Origin of the sequence: Paraburkholderia sp. HC6.4b, assembly GCF_014200875.1 — a bacterium.
In the GTDB taxonomy this organism is placed as follows: domain Bacteria; phylum Pseudomonadota; class Gammaproteobacteria; order Burkholderiales; family Burkholderiaceae; genus Paraburkholderia; species Paraburkholderia tuberum.
Genome location: NZ_JACHDC010000004.1, coordinates 101257 through 124508, shown reverse-complemented (window position 1 = coordinate 124508; position 23252 = coordinate 101257). Strand labels below are relative to the sequence as shown.

The window sequence follows — 23252 nt, the reverse complement described above, 5'->3', positions numbered from 1 at the left end:
CGCGCTGCGTAACCTACTAAAACGGTCCATGACAAAGAGGTTGACTGACACAAACCGGTGTGCCGGGACGGCATCGCGGGCTCACAGCTTTTGTCCGGGGGTACCTGGATGAAACGGCATCTCGATCTGGATTCCCGAGGCGCGATCACGCTAAACGGGCTGGCGCACAGGCTGGGGCGTGCCCGTGAGCAACTGATGCATCGCTGGATCGCCGAGACCTCGGAGCAGGCCGCGCACACCGATGCGGACAGCGGGCAGGAACTCATTGGCTGTTTCGCCTATATGCTGGCCGAAGTATGCGCCGCCCTGCTGGTCGCCGAGAGCGACGCGTCACTATCCGCGCATGTGGCTGTCGCGTACCCCGGCAGGTTCTGGCCAGAGAGCTGGCGGGTCACGGATCTGTTTCGCAACATCGATCTGATGCAGCGCTTTCTGAAAGACGAGATCCGCGCGTATTTCGGTCCGGTTGCGGCTTCCGTCGACGTTCACATACGGGCACACGACATCGTCGAGCGCACGTTTCGCGCGATGATCGAAAACGCCATCGAGGCGCAAATGCAACGTCAGGCGGCCGAGGTGGCGGCGGCGCAGGACAGCCTGCACACGGCGCTGACTGCGCTGAAGCTCACCGAGGAGCGGCTGCGTGTCGCGACGAGCGCGGCCGGCATCGGCATCTTCGAGTGGTGTGGCGCCTCGCGACAAGGCGTGTGGGAAAACCGCCAGATGTACGACATCACCGGGCAGCCCGAGGAGAGGGGGCCGTTGACGGAAACCGAGTTCATGACGTCGGTCGTTCATCCCGACGATGTCGAACTGCTGAAATGCCATTTTCAGTCCCGGCTGGTCTCCGGCGAGCCGGTGCATGTCGCGTTCCGGCTGCACCGCGTAACCGACCACGCGCTCAGAACCGTCGAAATGTTCGGGTATCTGCGTCCGCCCGTTCAGCAGGACGATTACACGTTCATTGGCAGCTTGTGCGACGTGACGGAGCGGACCGACGCAGAGGCGAAATTGCAGGACGCCGATCGCCGCAAGGACATCTTTCTGGCCACGCTCGCGCACGAGCTGCGCAACCCGTTGGCGCCCGTGCGTAACGCCGCGCATCTGCTGGGCCACGGCGCGGGAGCCGATCCCGCCAAACGTGAATGGCTGCGCAATGTGATCGAACGCCAGACCGGCCACCTGTCGCATCTGATCGACGACCTGCTCGATGTATCGAGGATCACCACCGGCAAGATCGAGTTGAAGCGCGAGGTCTTCGATATCAGGCTGGCACTCGACCACGCTCTCGAGATCACGATGCCGGCTGCGTTGCAGCGGCATCACGACATCGTGCGTCTGCCGCTCGCGCACCCAGTGTACGTCCACGGTGACCCGGCGCGGATCACCCAGACATTTTCCAATCTGCTGGATAACGCGATCAAATACACCGACGACGGTGGCCGGATCGTCGTATGCGCGACGCTCGTCGGTCAGGAGGTATCCGTTACCGTGTCGGACACGGGCACGGGTATTTCGGGCGACGCGCTGCCTCACGTGTTCGATCTGTTCGTACAGGGTTCCTGCCACGGCGAGCCGTCCAGGGGCGGTCTTGGGATCGGGCTCTCGGTGTGCAAGACGCTGACCGAGATGCACGGCGGGACCATTGTCGCCAGGAGCGAAGGCAAGAACAGAGGCAGTGAATTCGAAATACGTCTACCCGTTTGCCAGGGCAGCAACCAGCAGGCGAAGGACGGTGCCGAAGCAGGTCGACCGCCGTCCGATCCATTGCGTGTTCTGATCGTCGACGATAACAGCGATGCCGCGCTGTCGCTCGCAATGATTCTCGACGCGCACGATGTGCGCACCGCACACAGCGGGGAAGAAGCGCTTCAGATTGCCGCTGCCTTCGAGCCGCAGATCGTTTTCCTTGATCTTGGTCTGCCGGGAATCAGCGGCTATGAGGTTGCGCGTCGGCTGAGGGACCGTCAGGCGGCCGGCAAGCGCCTTGAAATCGTCGCCGTGTCCGGATACGGACAGCCTGAGGACGTGACTCGCTCAGCGGGGGCGGGGTGTGATAGTCATCTCGTCAAACCCGTCGATATCGAAGAACTGCTTGCGATCATCAGGCGAATGACCAGCGAAAATCCGTCCACCGCGTAGTTTTCGATCGACCCTCTTTGTGCGAGGCGGCGTTCTGGGGCGACGACGAAAAGCACTGTTAGGATTTCCCCGCTTATCAGTCGAATTCCCTCGCGGGAACGACGTGGCAATTTTCGCAATGCTCTACCATCAATCCATCCAGGAGGTAGTGATGTCACGGACTGTCAGGTTTGCCGAGGCCGGTGGGCCGGAAGTGCTTCGATTCGTCGACGAATCGGTCCGCGGCCCCGGCCGCGGTGAAGTTCGCATCAACGTGAAAGCGATCGGTCTCAATCGCGCGGAATCGATGTGGCGCACCGACCAGTACATCGAACCAGTCCGCTTTCCGGCCGGGCTCGGGTACGAGGCGGCCGGCATCGTCGACGCGGTGGGCGAGGGCGTCGGCGGTTTCGCGCCCGGAGACGAGGTCAATGTGATCCCGTCGTTCTCGATGAATCAGTACTTCACCTACGGCGAAGTCATCATCGTGCCGGACCATGCAGTCGTCAGGCATCCGAAATCTCTTTCCTTCGCCGAGGCCGCGTCGGTGTGGATGATGTTCGTCACCGCATATGGCGCGCTGATCGAAGATGCGAAGGTGGGCGCCGGCGACTATGTCGTCATACCGGCCGCTTCGAGCAGCGTTGGACTGGCAGCGATCCAGCTAGCGAATTACGCTGGGGCGACGTCGATCGCGGTCACGCGCCATGCTGGCAAGCGACAGCAGTTGCTCGACGCGGGTGCCGCACACGTGGTCGTCACGGACGAGTCGGACCTTGTCGAAGCGATCATGCGGATCACGGATGGAAAGGGGGCTCGTGTCGCGTTCGATCCGGTCGGCGGCCCGAACTTCGCGAAACTGGTCTCGGCGCTGTCCTTCCAGGGGATCGCGTATCTGTACGGCGCGCTAGACGAACGTGCCACGACGCTGCCCGTGCTGCCGATGATCGCCAAAATGATTTCCGTGAAGGCGCACAACATCTGGCTGACGAGTGGCGACCCGACGCGCCGAAAGGCTGCGGTGGAGTTCGTGCTCAAGGGGCTCGAAAGCGGCTCGCTGAAGCCGGTCATCGATCGCACCTTTGGGTTCGACGAGATCGTCGACGCGCACCGCTACCTCGAAACCAACGGGCAGTTCGGAAAGATCGTGGTAACGGTGTAGCCCGCGAACCGACATTGAGGTGAGGCAACGCGCTGCTTTTCCGCTTGATATCGTTGCTGGCCGCGTTCGCTCAAGCGCGGTCATCGCGAAGTGCTGAGGTCCAGTTCATGCAGCATGTGGCGGCATTGAGGTAGCGCATGACATGGCGATCCTTCGGTCGGATCGCGCATGCCGGCGTTGGTCTGGCTGTCGCGCGACCTTCATCAGGGCCCATCGGTACCGTTTCCACGCGTGCCCGGACCCACGCGTGTCAGGACACCACATCGGCCAGCGGCCGCCTCGGCGCGTGACTGACGCGCGGGCCGCGGCCGACGCGGAGCAGAAGCTGCGGAATCGCCTCCGTTCCCAGCAGCGTCCGGAGCCGCTCACGCAGCGGGTCCACTTCGATCGGCTGGTTCAGGTAGGAAGCGGTCAGTCCCACGGATGCCGCGACCAGCAGCATCCGCTCGAGCGCCTGTCCCGCCGCGAGCCATGCCTCGCGGTCGTCGCGCATCGTGGCGATGCCGACCATCAGCGGCGAGCCTTGCACGAGGTGCCGATGCGTGGCGGGCTGTCCCGCGCCCACATCGAATACGCGGACGGCCAGGCCGACGAGCGGCGCCGCGAAGTCGAGCAATGCTCCGACAGCGGTACCGTAGGCCGGCATGCCATCGTCGCGCCGGCGCGGGTGGATCCAGCTGGCGAGCTCGCGCCGGAAGCGTGGGTCCGCGAACTGCGCATGATCGGCGTCGGCGATCAGTTGCGCAAGCGCCTCGCGCGCGCTCGTTTGCTCCACGCAACAGGCAATCGCGCCCTCGTCGTCGCAGGCGTCGCTGAGCTTGCGTTGCAGTGCCGCCGGAACGGCTTCGTCGGCGAACGGCGCACGCGTCGTCACGCGCGCCGTCAGCGCGTCGAATAGTTCGCACAGGTGGGGATCGCGGAGCCCGTCGCGCGACACGCTCACGAGCGCCACGATGTCGGGGTCGGCTTCCGATGGAAACAGCGTGATCGCATAAGCGAGACCGAGACGGCACAGCGCCACGCGAAGATTGAGCAACGCCGCGCCGCAACTCATCAGAAGTTCGCGATCGAAAGGATCGACCACGGGAAGCGCGCGCATGCGGTCGGCGCAGATCTGTACGGTCTCGCCGTCGACGATGAACCGCCACGGTTGCGTGTTGTGATTCGACGGCGCGAGCACCGCATAATGCAGCGCAAAGCGCAGCTGCTGTTCCAGTGGCGTGGAGGCGTGGAAGTGCGGTTCGCCGATTTCCCACGCGTCATGTTGGGCGGCATCGTTCATCTCGAAGTCTCCTTTCGGATCGTTCCCGCGAGCACGCGGTTCGTGTCGTCATCGTGTCGCCGGGTACCGTGGCAGGTTTGCGGCAGGTCGACGTTTCAGATGTCTCGCGTACGCTTTGCGCGGGTCTCGCAGCGGAGAAGCGCTACAGGTCGTTTCCGTCGTCGAACAGCTTATGGCGGATCGCATAGCGAACCAGCCCGTTCTCGTTCGGCATCTGCATTTTTTCGAGGATGCGCGTCTTGTGCGTGCTGATCGTCTTCACGCTGACGCATAGTTCGTTGGCGATCTCGGTGATGCTCTCGCCTTCGACCAGGCGCCGGAACACGTCGAATTCGCGATCGGACAGCCGCTGGTGCGGCAGCGCGTCGGCAGGCTCGTTCAGGTTCTGGGCAAAGCGTTCGGCCATCGCGAGGCTTACATAAACGCCCCCTGACGCGACTTTCGTCACCGCGCCGACCAGTTCCGCGCTCGCGCTTTCCTTGGTCAGATAGCCGGACGCGCCCGCCTTGAACGCTCGCACCGCGTATTGCTGCTCGGCGTGCATCGTCAGCACCAGAATCCGCAGGCCGGGTTTTTCCTCCTTGATCTGCTTGATCAGTTCAATGCCATTGCGCCCCGGCATCGACAGGTCGAGCACGAGCACGTGGGCCTGCGTCGCGCGAATCAGCGCGATCGTCGTCGCGCTGTCGCAAGCTTCGCCGGCCACTTCGAAGCCGCTCGCCTGCTGCAGGATATGGCGCAGTCCGTCGCGCACGAGCGTGTGGTCGTCGGCCAGCAACACCTTGATCATGGGGTGATCTCTCCCGGTTGCATCCATTGCCAGGGAAACCTGACCGCAATCGCGAAATCGGCGCTTTACGCAATATCGATCCGCATGGAGTCGCCGGGCATCGGCGCGTGTTCGCGCACGCCGATCAATCCGAACGGCATTTCATGACCGCTGGCTCCAACCGTCTCGCGATCGGCGTCTCGTTCACGATCCATTATCCGCTATCCGTGGCGGGCGGTCGGGCCGTTTGTGTGAGATGTCACTTCGGCCGTGTTTCGCCTTCGCATGGCGGCGACCTTATTCAGCGCGTCCTGAACGAGGCGGAAGGACGGTGTCGCGTTTCGCCGTGAATGGTTCGCATTGAGCGGACCGAGGCGGCGCGGGAGTTGATGCGCGGCGCGCAGGCGCGCGGCGTGTACCGCCCCACGCCGCGCAGCAGCGTTCGTTCGGCACGGCGTCCTGTCAATGCGCCATTAGCACGGGCACCGTCATCGATTCGAGCATCGTCCGCGTAACGCCGCCCCACACGCGCTCACGCGCATGCGAATGGCCATACGCGCCCATCACGAGCAGATCGGCATGTAGATCCGACACCCGGTTCAGCAGCGTCGCGCCCGTGCCGGCGATGCCGAGGCGCGGCGTCGTCGAGAACGACGCGCGCACGCCGTGCGCTTCGAGCCATGCCGCGACGTCGATCGCGCTGGGTCCCGCTTCATGGTCGTGCGTGGGCTCGACGACGGCGACGCCAACGAAGCGCGCCCGTTCGAGCAGCGGCATCGCGTCGGCGATCGCTCGCGAGGCTTCGCGGTTGCCGTCCCACGCGATCAGCACGTTCTCGCCGAGCGTCGGCACGGCGCCCGCGCGCGGGATCACGAGCGCGGGACGCCCCGCGCCGAGCACGACCTCGCCGACGAAATGCCGGTCGACGTAGCTGGCGGGATCTCGCGGGTCGGGCTGGCCGAGCACCAGCAGGTCGGCGTGCCGCGCGTGAAGCGTCGTCACGGCGACAGGGGAGCCCTCCGGCGCGCGCCATTGCGCTGCGCGGCCGGCGCGCTCGGCCGCGGCGAGAAATGCATGCCGCGCCGTCTCGCGGCGATCGGTCGTCAGTGCGGCGCGTTGGGCAACGAAACCGTCGTCGGTGCCGAACAGCGGTTTCGCGAGGCCCTCGCACACGACATACAGACCGATCAGGTGTGCATCCCAACGCTGCGCAAGATCGAGCGCGAGCGCGACGCGAGTGTCGCAGCGGCGGCTGTCGTCGATGTGAACGAGCAGGGTCTTATAGCTCATGTCAGTTCCTTTTCGGCTGAGGGCGGGACGGAATGGTCGGCTGGTTCGACGCCTGCATGGGCCGGGATCGTCAGAACCGGGCAGCGGGCACTGCGCAGCACGCGCTCGGCGACGCTGCCGAGCATCAGTCGTTGAACACGACGGCGGCCGTGCGCGCCCATCACAATCGCGTCGGCGTGCCATTCGAGCGCCGCCGCGACGATGCGCTTCGCGACGTCTTCGCCAGGTGTCGAGGCTTCCACCGTGCGTGGCTTGTAGCTCATCGCCAAAGCGCCGTGACAGAACGTGGGGACACCGGCGTAAGCCCGTTGTCAAATGGAGTCTATGGGCCGGCCCGGCGCGACTATTGACGCGGATCAAGCGCGCCGATGCCGCACGCCAGTTGATGTAGGTCAAGCTCTGCCGGCTGCGCGCAAATACAGTGATAGCAGCGGACGTCGCGCCGTAGCGGTGCCTGCAGTTGCGTGCCGTCTGTGGAGGGCAACGATCACGGCCAGGGAATGTTCCGGTTAATCCGGGCTGAGTCCATACCCCGGCTCGGCGTGCGCGCTTCGCGCACGCAACGAGTGACGCCCAATTGGCGGACGGAGCGCCCAGTGTCTGCTGCCGGAGAAGGAACATGACCGAGCGTTGCAGGATTCTGATCGTTTACTACTCGCGAACCGGCACCACGCGACGTGTTGCCGAACTGCTCGCGTCCGAACTCGACGCCGACATCGAACCGATCCGCGAACGCGCCGGGCCACGATCGCGTGATGGCGCACGCGGCTACGTCAGATCGGTGATCGATGCGCTGTGCCATCGGCGCGCCGCCGTGATGCCGGCGGTGCTCGACGTCGCCGCGTACGACCTGGTCGTCGTCGGCGCGCCTGTCTGGGCAGGCGGCGCGTGCGCGCCGGTTCGGGCGTGGCTGGAATCGAACGGAGGACAGATCCGTCACCTGGCGCTGTTCTGCTGCGAGGGCGCGCGCGGCAGCGGATCGGCGCTGAAGCAGATGTCGGAGGCGGCGGGCAAGACGCCGCTTGCGGCCTGCGTGATCAGCGGCAGCGATCTGTACCGCCGCAGGGACGCCGACAAACGCGACGCGTTCGCGCAGAAGATCAGGCAAAGAATGGCGGCGCGGCGGGAGACGGAGTGGCTGGTGTAGCGCGGGCGGTCGCACGCGCGGTCGGGAAGGATGCAACTAAACCCGCAGCGAACCGCGCAACGCGCCGAAGTCGGTGCGTGGATGACGGTGCACCGGCGTTGCGTCCGGTACCGTGAAAGCCGGCTTGTCGAGCTCCGGACGAATGACATTCGCGAGGTCGAAAGGAAAACGGTGACGCGCCGCGTCGTAGCGCCGTGCCGCTTCGTCATAGCGGTCGCGCGCGCAGGCGATGGATCAGCTTGCATGCTGGGCGGGCCGCTATCGTGAGGGAGTTGCGGAGCCGCTCGTCGAGCGCGCGATGCACGAACGTGCGCGCGCGGCGCAAGCAGCAGGGAGTCCCGATGAGCAGCAAGCTCAGTGAGATCGAAAGCCGCACCGCTTCGGCGAGGCAACTCGAAACGGTGATTGGCGCGATGCGCGGCATCGCCGCCGCGCGCGAGCGCGAGGCGCAGGCGCGGCTCGCGGGCATCCGCTCGACGGCGGCGACCGTCGGCGAGGCGATCGGGATGGTGCTGGCTGCCGCATCGTCGGCACATGCGGCGCAATACGCGCCACCGGAAGGCACCGCGCGCATTCTGATCGTGCTATGCACCGAGCAGGGTTTCGTCGGCGGCTTCAACGAGCATCTGCTGGCGCGCGTCGAACGATTGAAGGCGGACGAGCCGGGCGAGATTTTCATCGTCGGCACGCGCGGCGTGATGCTCGCCCAGGAACGCGCATTGCATTACGGCTGGTCCGTGGGAATGGCCTCGCACGCGGAGGACGTGATGCGCGTGGCCAGTCAGCTCGCGGACGCGGTGTTCGCGCGCTTTCGCGATCAGGCGTCGTCGCAGGTGTGGCTCGTGCACGCGACGCCCGGCCCCGGACTCGACGGGCGCATCGTGACGCGGCGGCTGGTGCCGTTCGATTTCACGCGCTTCAGGGTGGCGTCGCGCGGGCAGGCGCCGCTTTTGAACCTGCCGCTCGACGGCTTGCTGAGGGGCCTCACCGAGCGCTACGTGCACCTCGAACTGTGCGAAGGCCTGATGCAGTCATTCGCGGCGGAAAGCGCGGCGCGCGTCGGGGCGATGCTGGCGGCGAGCCGTCATGTGAAGGACCGGCTGCAGGAACTCACGCGCGACTATCGGATCGTCCGGCAGGACGAGATCACCGCCGAAATCGCCGAACTGGCCGCGACGGGCGCCTGCGTGCCGCCGGCTACGTCGGCACGGGGGCAGTCGTGAAGCGCGCCGCGTGCTGGCTCTGCGTGTCGCTGCCCGGTTCGGTGACGTGCGTTTGAGCCTCGGCGGTGGAGCACGGACCGTGTCGTCCGATCGTTCAACTGGGGTCAGCCGATTCCTACGACCGGCGACGACGGACTAACCCCATTTCCGCCGTCGCTGATTTAGATAACGCCAGCCGTTGCCGATAATAGATTCGACGACACGCCGCGATGTCCGGCGCCAAGGTCGGCGAGTTCAGGGAGGCGGCAATGAACGACACCATCATCCCGCTGCGCGCACTGGTCGAGAAATGGCTTGCGCCGACCGGCACGACACCGGCGCACGTGGTGCGCACGGGCCGCCTGGCGATCACCCGGGCGCGGTATGTCTGGCTCGAGGGCGCGATTTCTTCGAGACCGCTGACGATCGTATTTTTCCGGCACGGCAAGGGTTCGTGGGACGTGTTTCCGCCCGTTGAACAGGCACCGGCAATGAGCGCGCGCTACTTCTAAGCGCCCACCGGTATCAACGGATCTGGTGAAGCATCGGCCAGCCGTGATCGACGCGGACGCGACCTCGGTCACGCGCGCAGATCAATGACCCCGCTTCGCGTCGGAACACGATCAGCGGGTCGCAAACGGCGCTGACTGCATCAGTGCAAGCACGGGTCGCCAGAACGCGGGGGAGTCGAACGCCGCCATCGGTACCGCGGTGTCGAATGACAAGGTCGACGCCTGTTCCGCCGGCGTCAGTGCGTCGGCGCTCGCGAGTTGACGCGCGAGCGTCGTGGTGTCGGCGTCGGATAGATCGCGCGGACCATGCCGGCGCGCTTCGATGCGTTGCGCGAGCACCGTTGGTTCGGCACGAAAGTCGAGAATGCGAGCCGGTACACCAAGCCGTTGGGCGAGCGCGAAAAACGTGTCGCGGTGACGGAACTCGAGAAAGGTCGCGTCGACGATCGCGCTGTGGCCGCTTTGCAGCACGCGGTGCGCGAGTCGAAGAAGGTGGTCGTAGATCGCGTGACGTGCGGCTGGCGTGTAGCGTTCGGCGCCAAGCGAGGTTTGCGCGTCGGTCGCCGGCCGCGGACGCTTGCGTTCGGCATCGCTCGACACTCGCACCGCGCCGCACAGGTCCGCAAGGGCCCGGCTCGCGACCGATTTTCCCGAACCGGAGTAGCCATGACACAGCAGCAAAACGGGTCCCGGCTTCTGCGTTTGCGCGCGTGCCACCTCGAGGTAGCGCAGGGCCGGATCCGGGATGACGACGCTGCGGCCCGCTACGTATCCCGCTTTCAGGCACGCGACCCACGCCCGCACCAGCGCGCGATAGGCGACGTACAAAGGCATCAGCGACAGCGCCGCATAATCGCCCGACGTTTCCAGCCAACGGTTCAACAGTCGATTGGCCAGACGGGGCTCCGCTCGCGCGCACAGGTCCATCACGAGAAACGCGACGTCCGCTGCGACGTCGATCCAGCGTAGCGCATCGTCGAAGTCGATACAGTCGAACATCGCGATTGCGCCGCGCCAGCGAACCACGTTGTCCAGATGCAGATCGCCATGGCAGCCCCGCACGAAACCCTCGGCGCGGCGCCGCCCGATCAGCGGCGCGAGTTGGTCGAGCTGTCGCGCGCACCACGCGGCAATGCCGGGCAGCGCGGGATGGCTGCAATTGGCCAGCAGCGCCGCGTTGATCGTTTCGATCTGCGTTCGCACCAGCGTGGCGCTCCCGTAGCGCGACGACGGCGCGTTGCGGGGCGCCCTCAGGTGATAGTCGGCGAGCCGCTTCGCCGCGCCGTCGATGTCGCGCGGCGTCAGTGCTCCCTTCGCCGCGAGACTCGAAAAGAGCATCGCCTCGTCGAAGCGGCGCATCTTGACCGCGTGATCGACTGTCACGCCGACGTCCCCGAGTGTCAGCACGCCGGCGTGGCGCGCAATCGGCAGCACGCCGGCGTAAATACCTTGCGCGAGTGGCCGGTTCAGACGGAGCTGGGCTTCGCAGCAGCGCTTGCGGGTCGCGGTGGCGGTAAAGTCCGCGAAACCCGGGGCGACGGGTTTGATGATCTTGTACGCGAAGCGCCCGGCGAGATACACGACGGATATGTGCGTTTCGACCCGGACGATCCTGCCCGCCGGATGACGGTACGTGCCCGGCCTGCGCAGCGTCGCGTCGAGTCCGCGCACGCTGCGGCGCGCGGCGCGGACCCGGTTGGCGAGATGCTGGATGCCGCGCATGCCTGCATTGGCGCGTGGTGAAGAAAGCTTGCGGCTCCGTGGCGAACTCATGCCGGACTCCACCTCGCGGGCAGCTGCGCGCCCATTTCTTCGTGGCGACCGCTCAAGTCGACCGGGCCCGCGACAACCAGACCGGAATTCGCGAAGAGCGGCACGCCGGGCGCGCGTTCGACGATCACGCTGCGGCCGCCGAAACCAGGCATGACCTTGACGGCCTCGGCGAGCGCATTGATGCCATCGAGCAGCCATTGCCGGGCGTCATGGTGAAGCACGAGCGTCTCATTCGGCACGGTTGACCTCCGCGTGGTGGGACGGCCGGCGCCCGCCTTGCGCGCGAGCCGGAATCGTCTACTCATTTAAGCCATCGGGTATGGTAACCGGCTTGATCTGTATCAACGAGGCGGTAGCCGGGCATCGCCAGTCGCTCGGCAACTGCCTGCACGCTTCCATACGAAATGGAGCGTGGGTCACCGATTGACCGCAGTCAAGCCGCGTGCGATCGTGGCAGCAACGCGCCGGTGGAGCAGCGGATGAAGCGATTCGATATTTTCAATGGCGATGCCGACGGCATCTGCGCGCTGCATCAGTTGCGGCTCGCCGAGCCTGCCGACACCATCCTGATCACGGGAGCCAAGCGCGAGATAACGCTTCTGCAACGCGCGAACGCGCAGCCGGGCGACAGCGTGACCGTGCTGGATATTTCGCTCGACTCGAACCGCGAGCCACTCATCGCGTTGCTGGATCTTGGTGTAAAGATCGACTATTTCGATCATCATTTCCCCGGTCCCATCCCCGCACACGCGCTGCTGACGACGCATATCGATACGTCACCGGATAGGTGCACTGCGCTGATCGTGGACCGCCATCTTCAAGGCCGGTACATGCGATGGGCGGTGGTCGCGGCCTATGGCGACAACCTGCATAGGGCCGCGCATCGGGCCGCCAGTGCGTGCGCGGTGAACTCGTCCGATGAGCGCAAACTGCGCGAACTCGGCGAAGCGATCAACTACAACGCCTACGGGGACAGCGTCGTCGATCTTGCCGTCGATCCTGTCGAGATGTATCGCGCCATTCAACCCTATTCGGACCCCCTCGAGTTCATTGCGTCGACCGGCGTGCTGCCCGAACTGCAGGCGCGACGAACGGAAGACCTCGAACTGGCCTTGGGACTCGCGGTAACGCGGCGGCTCGCCAATGGAACGCTGCACATTCTTCCCGACGCGGCGTGGGCGCGGCGCGTGCGAGGCGATTTCGCCAATCTCGTCGCGCGACGCGACCCGGCGCGAGCGCACGCGGTGCTGACGGCCGGCGCCGATGGCCGATACACGGCGAGCGTACGGGCTCCGCTCGATTGTCCGCGAGGCGCCGACGTCCTTTGCAGGAAGTTCGGAGGAAACGGCAGGGTCGCTGCCGCCGGTATCGACGGGCTCGATCGCGCGCGGCTCGACGAATTCGTGACAGCGTTCAGCGTTGCGTTTTGACGCGACGTTCGAGGAGCGGGTGACCGGTAATTCACCGCCGCATCGCAGTCGGCAGTGCGAATTCGCCAGGTGACGCATCGAGCGCGAGGTAGCGGCCATGGAAGCATGCCCCTGTACCGGCATCGCCGGCGAGACCCGTGAAAACTTCTCCGTTCAGGAGGACGCTTGATGCGGCCGATTGATGGCATAGTGGGTCTGGCAACGCGCACCAACGTTGCGGGAGGAAAAGCGATGGGCAACCTGTTTCGCGACCGCGCCGACGCTGGCAGACAACTGGCCCACGCACTGCGCGACTATCAGGGTCGCGGCGATCTGGTGGTGCTGGCTCTGCCGCGCGGCGGCGTTCCTGTCGCGTTCGAAGTTGCACGGGCATTGCATGCGAAGCTCGACGTTCTCGTCGTCAGAAAGCTTGGGGCGCCGCAAGACGAGGAACTGGCGATGGGCGCCATCGCGACGGGGGGCGCCCTTCATCTGGAAAGGTCGGTGCTTCGCGAACTGCAAATCAGTGACGCCGAATTGGCCGACGTGATCGCGCGCGAAACAGCCGAACTCGCGCGCAGGGAACTGGCGTACCGTGGGGAATGCCCGCCGGTGCCAGTACAGGGCAAGACGGTGATCGTGGTCGACGACGGCATCGCGACGGGGGCATCGATGCATGCGGCGCTCGACGCACTCCGCAGCAGACATCCCGCTCGGATCGTGGTGGCGATCCCGGTGTCGCAATCCGATGCGTGCACGGCATTCGAAGGAATCGCGCACGCGTTCGTGAGCGTGCTGCAGCCGGATTGGTTGATGGGGATCGGCGGGTTCTATGTGAATTTCGACCAGACGACCGATGAAGAAGTCCGCGCCTGTCTCGCCGCCGCGCGCGATTGGGAGCCCGAGCAGGGCTCGGACTCGGCCGGATGACGGCGCAACGAAGGCAGACACGGCGGCGGGCCGTGTCGAACATGGGGCATCTATCGACGGCTCACGTTCCGACCGACACGTACAAGAGCACGATCGGCGCCTTCGAACCATTTGGTATCGCCGAGCGTAACGGCGCGCCATAGGTGCAGCGCAAATCCACGAATCTCGACCATTGGACGCGCACGCCCGCGCCGATGCCCGCGAGCAGACCGGGGTTAGTTTCGGCTGGCTGGTCGATCGTGCTCCATACGCGGCCCGCATCGAAAAACACAAAGGGTTGCACGACTGCGTTGCTCGCGCCGAGCGAGATCGCAGGCGTGCGCACCTCGGTCTGAATGTTCCAGCCGCGATCGCCGAGCGTGACGTATGGGTCGTAGCCTCGCACACTGGACTCCCCGCCGAGCCCCATCTCCTCGCTCGGTAATAACGTGTTCGGCGTCCACTGGAACGTTCCGTTCGTGATCAGCGTGAAGCCAGCCCCAAGCGCGGTGGCACGAGACGCTGTCAACTGCATATAGACGTAGCGGGCCGTCGCGCCCTGCCGCGCGGCGTTAAATGCCGAATCCTGATTGTTGCCATCCAGTCCGCCCGGACTGGCGACGAGTGTCGCCGCGGCGTGCGCCGTGCCAGCCTCGGTCGGTTTGCTGATGTCGTAAGACAACACGAACTGATGTATGTGCGTATTCGAGTTGAAAACCTGGGAGCCGCCAAATTCCAGATCGTTGTTGCTGCGCTTGAAGTCGTATCCGATCTGGATCAACTGTGTCGTGTCCGTGATGGTCGGCAGACGCAAGTCGTAGCGAAAGCTGAGCTGCGCAGAAATGCCCGTTTGCCCATACGTGTCGGGCAGCCGTGGCGTGCTCTGCGCGTAGACGCCGAACAACTCGATACTGTCGAGCCAAGGCAGCGGCGCCGTATAGTTCAGCGCGTGCGCGGTGAAGCGGGCGCGGTTCGGGCGGCCTTCGATATTCGGATTGCCGCTGAAAAAATCGTTGCTGGCCGTGAATTGATAGGCGATCTGCTGATCGAGACCAAGCAGGTTGCCGTAGCCTATGCCTGCAAAGAACCGATCACGGCCGAGCTCCGGCACGCCTTCATTGTCATAACCCGCGCTTACGCGAAGCGGCAGCCGGTCTTCGGTTTGCAACACGACGTCGGTCGTGTCGGCGGCCTCACCGGGCGCAAAAACAGCATCGACCCGTCGGTAAGGATTCGCGTTGAGCACCGCAAGTCCCTTCGAGACCGCCGATTGCAGGATCGGTCCGCCGGGCTCGAGCGGCATTTCACGTTCGAGAAGCCTGCTCGAGAAGTAGGTGTTGCCGCTGGCGTGAACCCGACCCAGTTTGAATTCGGCAATGGCGATACGCACGACACCCGAGCTCACGTCCTGTTCCGGCACGTAGACGTCGACGAGCGGCTTTCCCGCCGCCCGATAACGCGCGACCACGGCGCGGCGTATCTCGGCGAGGCGGCCGAAGGTCAGCGGCTTGTCGAGGTCCGTGGCGAAGCTCTGCAGGAAGGCGGCGTCGAGTACGGGCAATCCTTGCGCGACGATACGACCTTGCTGCCTCGGCGATGCCGCCGCGGACGCGCCGGCCGGTTCGAAGACGAGCCCGGCAAGCCGCTCGACAGCGATCCGTGCAGACTCGGCCTGCGCTTCCGGGGAGGAGGGTGACGACGCGCTTCGCGGCGCCTGCGGTGCGGGTTGCGGCGCGAGGTCGCGCCATGCCTGTGCCGCTACTGGTGAGGTCTGCATGATGCCCGCAATGCACGTTGCGATCATCAGGACAGCAGTGCAGGCGGCGGATCGCGATTTCATCGATCGCTTATATGCAAAGCGCTGTGCCTATTGGCAGGCTGGCCGCAGGCTGCGGCGACCAGCAGGCCGCCGCCCTCAACCCGATGTCGCGCATGCAATACGAGCCTTCCGTCGTTCATGGCGATACCTATTAACGGGTGTGGTGCATCGAATCCGGAGCCGCACGTCGAAATTATTCTAGTCGAAGCGCCTGCGCCAGTTTCCAAAAGCGATCCGAACCCTCTTCACACTCGCGAAATGCTATCGAGGAAACATTTAGTAAGGGTTTCCACGATATGTACTGACCCGCGTCTTGTCTTTACTCTTCTAGACTTGTCATACAACATGCGCGATGACGATTCTCTCGTGCGCCTACAACTATTTGTCCGGAGGGGACTCCATGTCCAAGCTGTCGTGCGATCTTGATAAAAATGCGCCCGCAACGGGCGACACCTTGCGCATTTCGCGCCGTGGCTTCATTGGCCTCGGAGGCGCGCTCGCCGGCAGCGCACTCCTGCAGGCTTGCGGCGGCGGAGTTTCCGCTTCCGCGGCAGGCGGAAGCAGTAGTTCCACGCCAGCGACGGGAAGCACGCCGTCAACGGCTGCGGCCGACCCGATCTGGGGTCCCAACGGCTCAGCGACGAACATCATTAATGCGCTGCAGAAGATCACGCAGAGCGCGTTCCCGGCCGTCGATTTCCAGGTCGAGCAGTACGGTGCGCAACCGTGCGCGGTCATTGCCCAGGCCAACCCCTACACCGGCAGTTCATCGCCCCTGAGTACGGGGGCCGGCGCGACCAACGCACCGGGATCGTTCGATTCACGTCCCGCTTTCCTCGCGGCAATCGCGGCCTGCAGTGCAGCCGGTGGCGGCCGGGTCGTGGTGCCGGCGGGCACGTGGTATTGCGCGGGTCCCATCGTGCTGCAGAGCAACGTCAACTTCCATCTGAGTGCGAACTGCACGATCTATTTCAGCCCGAATCCCGCCGACTATGCGAAGGACGGTCCGGTCAACTGCGGCGCCAACGGCAATCTTTACTACAGCCGCTGGCAGGCGAACGACTGCCTGAACTTCGGCTCGCCCGTGTACGCGCGAAATGCGAACAACATCGCGGTGACTGGCGAAGGCCCGACCTCGGTGCTGAACGGTCAGGCGATGACGCCGTTCGCCGGAAGCGGAAACACCAGCACTTGCTGGTGGACCTACAAGGGTTCCAGCGGCACATACGGCTGCGCGGGGTCGACCACGCCGTCCCAGGCCTATACGAACCCGAACAACGTCGATCTGATGGTGGTCGCCCCCACCATTTCGGCCTCGCTCTACACGCTATTGACCAATCCGGCTACGCCGTGGCAGCAAGACCAGAACTACCTGCCGGCGCTCTCCGAAGCGGGCGTGCCGGTCGCGCAGCGAGTCTTTGGTCTCGGCCACTATCTGCGGCCGTGTATGGTTGAGTTCATCGGTTGCACGAACGTGCTGATGGAAAACTACCGAACCAACAACACGCCGTTCTGGCAGCATCATCCGACGGACTGCACGAACGTCGTGATCCGTGGCGTGACAGCCGACAGTATCGGACCGAACAACGACGGCTTCGACCCCGACGCCTGCAACACGGTGCTGTGCGACAGCGTAACGTTCAACACCGGCGACGACTGCATCGCGATCAAGTCAGGCAAGGATCTCGACACGGAGTACGGACCCGCGCAGAACCATGTGATCCAGAACTGCATGATGAATAGCGGTCACGGCGGCATTACGCTCGGCAGCGAGATGGGTGGCGGCGTGCAGAACATCTACGCGCGCAATCTGACCATGCTCAATCAGTTCTGGGCAACGAATTCGCTGAACATTGCGATCCGTATCAAGACGAACATGAACCGTGGAGGCTACGTCAAGAACTTCTACGTGAACGGCGTCACGCTCCCGCACGGCGTGAGCCTGACAGGTGGAGGCTACGGCAGCAAGATGCTGACGGGCAGTCCGATCAACGGCACCGTGCCCATCGGTGTGGCCACCGCAACAGCCGCCAACCCGTCCGCGTCTCAAGGCGGCCTGATCACGTTCGATTGCGATTACCAGCCTGCCGCCGATGCGATTCGCACACGCCCCGCACTCATTGACAACGTCAACATCGCGAACGTCAATGCTTCGAACGTGACATTGGGCAGTACAACCGGCTCCTGTTTCCAGGCCATCGTTGCACAAGGTCCAGTTGCGTTCGACTACAACGGTCCAGCGCCTGCGCCGAGCGTACCGGCAATCACGGGAGTGACGATTTCCAACTGCGACTTCGGCACGCCTGTGGCCGCAGGCCCCGCGAGCGCCAGCACGCCGGGTCCGATCTACCTCTACAACGTGCACGACATTACGTTGCAGAACGTGATCATCGCTGGGCAGACGCTCAATCAGACGCTGTCGGATCCGCGTTAAATACGACGCACCAAAGAGCGGCGAGGCGCCGCTCTTTGGCGTCGCACAGCTAAAGTGAAGTCGTCGCGCCGGGGGCTCTCAAGACGAGCCACTTTGCAACTCGCTCATCAGGCTCGCCGCGTAGGCCGGAATAGTCGCCGCTGGCTGTGGCGCGGCGAAGTAGTATCCCTGAACGATCTCGCAGCCGGCCTCGGCAAGAAAAGCCAATTGTTCCGCTCGTTCGACGCCTTCCGCGACGACTTAGAAACGCAGATTGCGGGCGAGTGCGATGATCGCACCGATAATCGTCTCATCCACGAGACTGCTGCCAATGCCGCGGATGAACGGCATGTCGATCTTCAGACGGTCCGCGTGAAAGCTGCGCAGGTAAGCCAGGCTCGAGTAACCGGCGCCGAAGTTGTCGATCGCTATGGACACGCCAATGTCGTGCAGGGCGCGCAGGGTGGGCAGGGCGCCCGGTGCAACCAGGCCTCCTTCGGTAATCTCCAGTTCGAGCCGGTCCGTGGCCAATTGTGACGCCGCAAGAGCGCGACGCACGACGGCGCCGAAATCACTCGAAGTAAGCTGGCTGGGCGACACGTTGACCGACATGCGCAGCCCCGGCAGCACTTCCTCCCAGCGCTTTGCCTGTGCACAGGCAGTTTGCAGTACCCATTCTCCGATTGACGCAATCAAACCGATGTCTTCGGCCAGGGGTATAAACGTCGTTGGGCTGACCGTGCCGAAGTCCGCGTCGTGCCATCGGATGAGCGCCTCGACTCCAGTCAGCCGGTAGCTGCGTATGTCCACTTGCGGCTGGTACGCCAGTTCAAAGCCGTTCTGCTCGACGGCGTTGCGTAGCTTGTGCGATAGCGCGATACGCTGAGTCGCCGCATGCGCGAGCGAAGGGGCAAATCGCTCGACGCCGTTACGCCCGCCTGCCTTGACGCGATACATCGCAAGGTCTGCATGTTTCAGCAAAGTTTCGCACTCAGTGCCGTCTTGCGGATAGCAGCTGACCCCGATGCTCATCCGGACCCGCAGTTGCATGTCGTCGATTTGCACTGGCTTGTCCAGCGCTTGCGCACGCGCGTCAACAGCGCGGAGAGTTCGTCATCGTCGGTTGAACCCTTCAACATCGTCACGAACTCGTCGCCGCCATATCGCTTCACCACGCCATCCGTTCCGACCGATGTCGACAACCGCCGCGCAACTTCTTGCAACAGGCGATCGCCTGCGCCATGGCCCAGGCTGTCGTTGATGTCCTTGAAATGATCGAGGTCGATGAACAGCAGCGCGAATTCGTGACCATCGAGAATCGCCGTGTCAATCAGCTCACGCAGCGTCACGCGGTTCGGCAAATCCGTCAGCCCATCGCGACGTGCCTGCCTGACCAGTAGATCGCGCGACTCAATGAGTTCCGTCAGGTCGCTCACCACGCTGATGTGATGCGTAACCTTTTCCGCCTCGTCACTCACCGGTGCCACGTACAGCTGATACCAGAACTCTGTTCCGCTCGCGCGCCGGCTGTTCGTCAGCGTGGTTGCCTCGCGTTTCTCGGCAACAGCGGTACTGATCTGTTTCCACAATCCAGGTGTTTCCGGCCGCGCGGAATGATCTGCGATCTGCGGGCGCTCGCCACGCGACCGGCTGCACACCGCGCCGCCTGGCTGGACGGAGAAGATTTGAAACGTGAGCCGCCAACAGCTTGAGATTTCACCAAGAGTTTGCGCGTAGAATCCATTCACGAATCCAATACGCCAGCGTCCGGCCAGCCATGTATGCCACGTCACGATACGATGCAGCTGCGTGTGTTATCCACTGGCTTGCCGTTGTCGCGGTCGTGCCTACCGTTCGTCGATGGGCACACATCGGGAGCGCTATAGTGAAAAGCTCTGCCACACGCTACGGTTCAATTGCCCAATTCCTCCACTGGTGCACGGCAATTGTCGTGCTCGTGACGTTCATGTATGGGCCCGGCGGATCTGAACAGCGCGTCTACTCTTCGGTGCACGAGTTCGACCGGCGACTGCACGAGACTTTGGGTTTGTGCGTGTTCGCGCTCACCCTCGTCCGCCTGCTGTGGCGAGCATACGACGCGCGTCCCGAGACACCTCCAATTTCTCGCTGGATAGCTGTGATGGCAACAACCGTTCGATGGATGCTGTATCTGCTTCTCCTCGCGCTTCCGCTTACCGCCATCTCGGGCGCGTGGCTCGAAGGGCATCCGTTGACGCTGATCGGCGGTTACGATATTCCGCCTTTACTCAGTAGTTCGCATGGAGCAGGCTCAGCCCTCGCATCGCTGCACGCGTGGCTCGGCGACGCCATTATGTGGCTTGCGGGGTTGCACGCATTCGCGGCTATTTTTCACCATGCCTTCCTTAAAGACGACGTCCTGATCGCGATGCTTCCACGCTGGTTTCCGGCGGGACGGGCACGTACTGGCCGATAAGCCCCGAATGCCACGAGGCGAGATTGGGCGACGATGGTCCTTGAACACCCGTGGTTGGCCCGCCAGCTTCACCGAGAATCAGGTCGCTTGCGTTCCCCAATGATCCTGTCGACACAACGGAAATCAATGTTGTCCGATGCTCAGTGGCCGATCCTGTCGGTGATCTTGCCGGCGAGGAAGATGCTGGCTGAATCGAAAATCGGCAGACCGTCTTTGGGAGAGACGATATTGCCGCTAGCATCATGGTTGAGCCTCGTCCTGGTCACGTCGAGCATCGCCATCACGGCCACTGGAATCGTACGTTCACCGAAGGTATATCCGTTCAGCTTGAACATTCGACCGTACGGCATCAGTTCGGGAAACTGTCCGCCCGCGTGACATGCCACGCAGCTTTGCCCTGTTTGACGGGCAAATATAGGCAGCGCTCGAACTACCGCTAGATCTTCATGCGCTGCAGAACGCGGTCGCCGGCGACGAACTGATGAAACATCGCCGCTGCGATATGCAAGCAGATCACGCCGAATAGAACCCAAGCGAGGACGCCGTGAACATCGCCCATCGCATGTCCGAATGACGAACCCGGTGCCGACAGTGAGGGCAACGAAGCAAGTCCGGCGAGGCGGACCGTCCACGTGCGCGACGAAGCGTTGATCCAGCCGAGCAGCGGCACCAGCACGAGCAGCACATACAGCGCGAGGTGCGTGAGCTTCGAAGCGGCGCGAAACAGCGGCGGCAGGTTGTCCGGCGGCGACCGATGAGTCACGCGCCACAGCACCCGCAACACCATCGCTGCGAGCAGTGCGGTGCCGACGCCAAGGTGCCAGGCGATTTCGCCGTCCGGCACGGTATCGCGGTGCACGTCCGGCATCGTCCAGCCGATCACGAACTGCGCGGCAACCAGCCCGACGACGAGCCAATGGAGCAAACGTGCGACGATATCATAGCGGTGTTCAGTGGAGACTTGCATAGGGGAGCCTGTGAGTTGGATTCAGTCGAAACAGATCGTACACGGCCGCGCCTTAAGGCCAGGTTAAGGGGCAGTCGCCAAGGCCGCCTGTCTGCGCCGTTCCAACCACTCGAAGACCGCCATCCCCGCGATCATCGCCGCCACGAACACCCACGCTTTCACCGACCCGAGTCCGAGCGCAACGAGCGCCGGGCCGGGACAGAACCCTGCAATTCCCCAACCGACGCCGAACGCGAGGCTGCCCACCATCAGCCTTCGCGTGACGTGCGTTGACGCGGGAATCTGCATCGGCAATCCGAGCAGCGACTTGCCGCGGCGCTTCGCGATCGCGAAGCCGATTGCTGCGACAGCCACCGCGCCGATCATCACGAACGCGAGCGACGGGTCCCAGCGTCCTGCGAAATCGAGGAAGCCCAGCACTTTGGCGGGGTTGGCCATGCCCGACAACAGCAGGCCGAAGCCGAACAGCAGCCCGCATACGAATGAAACGACTGTTGCCATCCTATGCTCCGAGAAGATGTCGCGTGATATAGACGGTGACGAAACCGGCCGCCATGAACGTCGCCGTCGCTACGAGCGAGCGCATGGCGCCGCGTGAAATCCCGCACACGCCGTGTCCGCTCGTGCAACCGCTGCCATAGCGGGTGCCGATGCCGACCAGAAAGCCGGCCGCGATCACGGCCGGCCACGACGCGTCGACGGTGATCGCGACGGGCGCACCGACCGCGCGCGCGATTACCGCGGCAGCGACCAGCCCGGCAACGAAGGCGACGCGCCATGCGCCGTCTCGCCTGGTCCAGCGCAGCAGGCCGCCGACTATCCCGCTGATTCCGGCGATGCGGCCCAGCAAAAGCACCATCGCCGCAGCCACGGCGCCGATCAGCAGGCCTCCGCACAGGGACGCGAGCGGGGTGAAATGGTCGAGATCGATCATCGTTCAGGTTGACTGTCGTGTGGGTTGGAGGGAAGCGGCAGCGCTCAAATCAGCGCCGCTTTGACCAGCAGGCCGAGCGCCACGCAGACGAGGATGCTCGCAAAGCCCAGTTGCACCTGACGCGCGGCGATGTGATGCGATGCAAGCCGTCCGCTGAGCATACCGGCGGCGGTGGCGCCAGTGAACCACAACGCGACTTCGAGTGGAAGCGTTGCGCCGTGCGTGGCCGTCGCGAGAACGCCGCCACTGTCGACGAGTGCGATCACCATCAGCGAAGTCGCGACGATACCGTGCATCGACAGGTCCGTCAGCTTGCGCATCATCGGCACGATGATGACGCCGCCGCCGACACCGAGCATCCCCGTCATCAATCCCGTCAGCGAACCGGTGGCCGCGAGCGCGGCTGCGGTCGGCCAGGTCCAGCGAAAGTGGCCGGTCGCCGGGTCGACATGCGCGACGCAGATTGACGATTGTGCCTCGCGCGACGCGCGAGCGTCCGACGCAACAGCCGGAACGCGACCACCAGCATGACCGCGGCAAACAGCGCGAGCAGCACGCGTTGCGGAAACGCATGCGCGAGACGCGCGCCGGCAGCGGTCGCGGGCACCCCCGCGGCGGCCATCAGCAGCGCGGCGCGATAACGGACGAGCCGCTTGCGCAATGCCTCGAGCGCGCCCACCGCTGCGCTGCCGGCCACCGCGACGAGCGCGACAGGCGTGGCCTGCTGCAGCGGCCAGCCCATGCCGAACACGAGCCCGGGCACGGCAAGAATGCTGCCGCCCGCGCCAGTCAGCCCGAGAATCGCGCCGACCAGCGCGCCGACGGTGGCGTGATCCGCGCCGAACACTTGCCGCAGGCGGTCCGCGACAGGACTTCCGGCGGTGGTCAGGATTCGCTGGCGGTGGGCGTGGGTTTGCCGCGCAAGCTGACCGATGCGGAACTCGCGCGCGCAGCGGCGCAATTCCGCGGAAAACGCAGTGAGCTTGCCGCGCAGCTGGGATTGAGCGAGCGCACGCTTTATCGCCGGATCAAAGCGATCGCGGGCGGTGAGGGGGCCTAACGTTTCCTCGGCGTGGTGGGGGAGCGTT

General features: G+C 64.3%; 22 protein-coding genes and 3 pseudogenes. 10 read left to right on the top strand and 15 right to left on the bottom strand.

The window, feature by feature from the left end; translation table 11 throughout:
* Positions 1–108: 108 nt before the first annotated feature.
* Positions 109–2142, top strand: a complete 2034-nt coding sequence (locus HDG34_RS07255; RefSeq protein WP_184058782.1) for an ATP-binding protein — start codon at positions 109–111, stop codon at positions 2140–2142.
* A 151-nt stretch (positions 2143–2293) separates the two neighbouring features.
* The gene (locus HDG34_RS07250; RefSeq protein ID WP_184058780.1) at positions 2294–3283 is read left to right on the top strand and encodes a zinc-dependent alcohol dehydrogenase family protein; all 990 of its coding nucleotides are present in this window, start codon (positions 2294–2296) and stop codon (positions 3281–3283) included.
* 250 nt (positions 3284–3533) lie between these two features.
* Here HDG34_RS07250 and HDG34_RS07245 read toward each other — a convergent pair whose 3' ends face one another.
* The 5 genes and pseudogenes from HDG34_RS07245 to HDG34_RS07230 all read right to left on the bottom strand — a co-directional run.
* Positions 3534–4565, bottom strand: coding sequence for an Acg family FMN-binding oxidoreductase (locus HDG34_RS07245; RefSeq protein WP_184058778.1), 1032 nt, complete (start codon positions 4563–4565; stop codon positions 3534–3536).
* A gap of 142 nt (positions 4566–4707) precedes the next feature.
* On the bottom strand, positions 4708–5355 hold the full coding sequence (locus tag HDG34_RS07240; RefSeq protein WP_090811511.1) for a response regulator transcription factor: 648 nt from the start codon (positions 5353–5355) through the stop codon (positions 4708–4710).
* Between the two features lie 65 nt (positions 5356–5420).
* Positions 5421–5549, bottom strand: coding sequence for a hypothetical protein (locus tag HDG34_RS38945; RefSeq protein ID WP_260321066.1), 129 nt, complete (start codon positions 5547–5549; stop codon positions 5421–5423).
* Between the two features lie 247 nt (positions 5550–5796).
* Positions 5797–6624 carry a universal stress protein gene (locus HDG34_RS07235; RefSeq protein ID WP_184058760.1) on the bottom strand — a complete coding sequence of 276 codons (828 nt, stop codon included), beginning with the start codon at positions 6622–6624 and terminating at the stop codon, positions 5797–5799.
* Positions 6621–6875, bottom strand: a pseudogene (locus HDG34_RS07230) (universal stress protein); the annotation flags it as partial. The pseudogene HDG34_RS07230 and the gene HDG34_RS07235, both read right to left, overlap by 4 nt.
* 368 nt (positions 6876–7243) lie before the next feature.
* Here HDG34_RS07230 and HDG34_RS07225 point away from each other — a divergent pair.
* The 3 genes from HDG34_RS07225 to HDG34_RS07215 all read left to right on the top strand — a co-directional run bounded on the left by HDG34_RS07225 (position 7244) and on the right by HDG34_RS07215 (position 9485).
* On the top strand, positions 7244–7771 hold the full coding sequence (locus HDG34_RS07225) for a flavodoxin (RefSeq protein ID WP_184058758.1): 528 nt from the start codon (positions 7244–7246) through the stop codon (positions 7769–7771).
* A 341-nt stretch (positions 7772–8112) separates the two neighbouring features.
* Positions 8113–8994, top strand: coding sequence for a F0F1 ATP synthase subunit gamma (locus HDG34_RS07220; protein ID WP_184058756.1), 882 nt, complete (start codon positions 8113–8115; stop codon positions 8992–8994).
* Between the two features lie 248 nt (positions 8995–9242).
* Entirely contained in the window at positions 9243–9485 is a 243-nt protein-coding gene (locus HDG34_RS07215) for a hypothetical protein (protein ID WP_184058754.1), read from the top strand.
* Between the two features lie 111 nt (positions 9486–9596).
* Here HDG34_RS07215 and HDG34_RS07210 read toward each other — a convergent pair whose 3' ends face one another.
* Together HDG34_RS07210 and HDG34_RS07205 are read right to left on the bottom strand one after the other, a co-directional pair.
* Positions 9597–11258 (bottom strand): bifunctional aminoglycoside phosphotransferase/ATP-binding protein, encoded by a 1662-nt coding sequence (locus HDG34_RS07210; protein WP_184058752.1) that lies wholly within the window; start codon positions 11256–11258, stop codon positions 9597–9599.
* Complete coding sequence (locus tag HDG34_RS07205; protein ID WP_184058750.1) at positions 11255–11563, bottom strand: hypothetical protein; 309 nt, start codon at positions 11561–11563, stop codon at positions 11255–11257. Before HDG34_RS07205 ends, HDG34_RS07210 begins: the two co-directional genes overlap by 4 nt.
* Before the next feature lie 174 nt (positions 11564–11737).
* Here HDG34_RS07205 and HDG34_RS07200 point away from each other — a divergent pair, with 174 nt between their 5' ends.
* Complete coding sequence (locus HDG34_RS07200) at positions 11738–12688, top strand: acetyltransferase (RefSeq protein ID WP_184058748.1); 951 nt, start codon at positions 11738–11740, stop codon at positions 12686–12688.
* Positions 12689–12919: 231 nt separating this feature from the next.
* A complete protein-coding gene (locus HDG34_RS07195; RefSeq protein ID WP_184059222.1) occupies positions 12920–13597 on the top strand; it encodes a phosphoribosyltransferase in 678 nt (225 codons plus the stop codon).
* A 61-nt stretch (positions 13598–13658) separates the two neighbouring features.
* Here the strand turns inward: HDG34_RS07195 and HDG34_RS07190 are convergent, their stop codons facing one another.
* The gene (locus HDG34_RS07190) at positions 13659–15380 is read right to left on the bottom strand and encodes a ShlB/FhaC/HecB family hemolysin secretion/activation protein (protein WP_184059220.1); all 1722 of its coding nucleotides are present in this window, start codon (positions 15378–15380) and stop codon (positions 13659–13661) included.
* Between the two features lie 415 nt (positions 15381–15795).
* Here HDG34_RS07190 and HDG34_RS07185 point away from each other — a divergent pair, with 415 nt between their 5' ends.
* Positions 15796–17829: a glycoside hydrolase family 28 protein gene (locus HDG34_RS07185; RefSeq protein ID WP_184058746.1), complete on the top strand. Its 2034-nt coding sequence runs from the start codon at positions 15796–15798 to the stop codon at positions 17827–17829.
* A gap of 78 nt (positions 17830–17907) precedes the next feature.
* Here HDG34_RS07185 and HDG34_RS38940 read toward each other — a convergent pair whose 3' ends face one another.
* On the bottom strand, positions 17908–18036 hold the full coding sequence (locus HDG34_RS38940; RefSeq protein WP_260321101.1) for a hypothetical protein: 129 nt from the start codon (positions 18034–18036) through the stop codon (positions 17908–17910).
* Positions 18037–19157, bottom strand: a pseudogene (locus HDG34_RS07180) (putative bifunctional diguanylate cyclase/phosphodiesterase); the annotation flags it as partial.
* 536 nt (positions 19158–19693) lie between these two features.
* Here HDG34_RS07180 and HDG34_RS07175 point away from each other — a divergent pair.
* A complete protein-coding gene (locus tag HDG34_RS07175) occupies positions 19694–20263 on the top strand; it encodes a cytochrome b/b6 domain-containing protein (protein ID WP_311734856.1) in 570 nt (189 codons plus the stop codon).
* A gap of 140 nt (positions 20264–20403) precedes the next feature.
* Here the strand turns inward: HDG34_RS07175 and HDG34_RS38935 are convergent, their stop codons facing one another.
* The 5 genes and pseudogenes from HDG34_RS38935 to HDG34_RS07150 all read right to left on the bottom strand — a co-directional run bounded on the left by HDG34_RS38935 (position 20404) and on the right by HDG34_RS07150 (position 23011).
* Positions 20404–20598 carry a hypothetical protein gene (locus tag HDG34_RS38935; RefSeq protein WP_260321064.1) on the bottom strand — a complete coding sequence of 65 codons (195 nt, stop codon included), beginning with the start codon at positions 20596–20598 and terminating at the stop codon, positions 20404–20406.
* A gap of 101 nt (positions 20599–20699) precedes the next feature.
* Positions 20700–21230: a cytochrome b gene (locus tag HDG34_RS07165; RefSeq protein ID WP_184058744.1), complete on the bottom strand. Its 531-nt coding sequence runs from the start codon at positions 21228–21230 to the stop codon at positions 20700–20702.
* 63 nt (positions 21231–21293) lie between these two features.
* On the bottom strand, positions 21294–21731 hold the full coding sequence (locus tag HDG34_RS07160) for a YeeE/YedE family protein (protein ID WP_184058742.1): 438 nt from the start codon (positions 21729–21731) through the stop codon (positions 21294–21296).
* Position 21732: 1 nt separating this feature from the next.
* Complete coding sequence (locus HDG34_RS07155; RefSeq protein ID WP_184058740.1) at positions 21733–22164, bottom strand: YeeE/YedE family protein; 432 nt, start codon at positions 22162–22164, stop codon at positions 21733–21735.
* Between the two features lie 44 nt (positions 22165–22208).
* Positions 22209–23011 (bottom strand): annotated as a pseudogene (locus HDG34_RS07150) (sulfite exporter TauE/SafE family protein).
* On the opposite strand from HDG34_RS07150, the gene HDG34_RS07145 reads away from it, so the two are divergent.
* The gene (locus HDG34_RS07145; protein WP_311734857.1) at positions 22994–23224 is read left to right on the top strand and encodes a helix-turn-helix domain-containing protein; all 231 of its coding nucleotides are present in this window, start codon (positions 22994–22996) and stop codon (positions 23222–23224) included. The pseudogene HDG34_RS07150 and the gene HDG34_RS07145 sit on opposite strands and share 18 nt — an antisense overlap.
* The last annotated feature ends 28 nt before the right edge of the window (positions 23225–23252 follow it).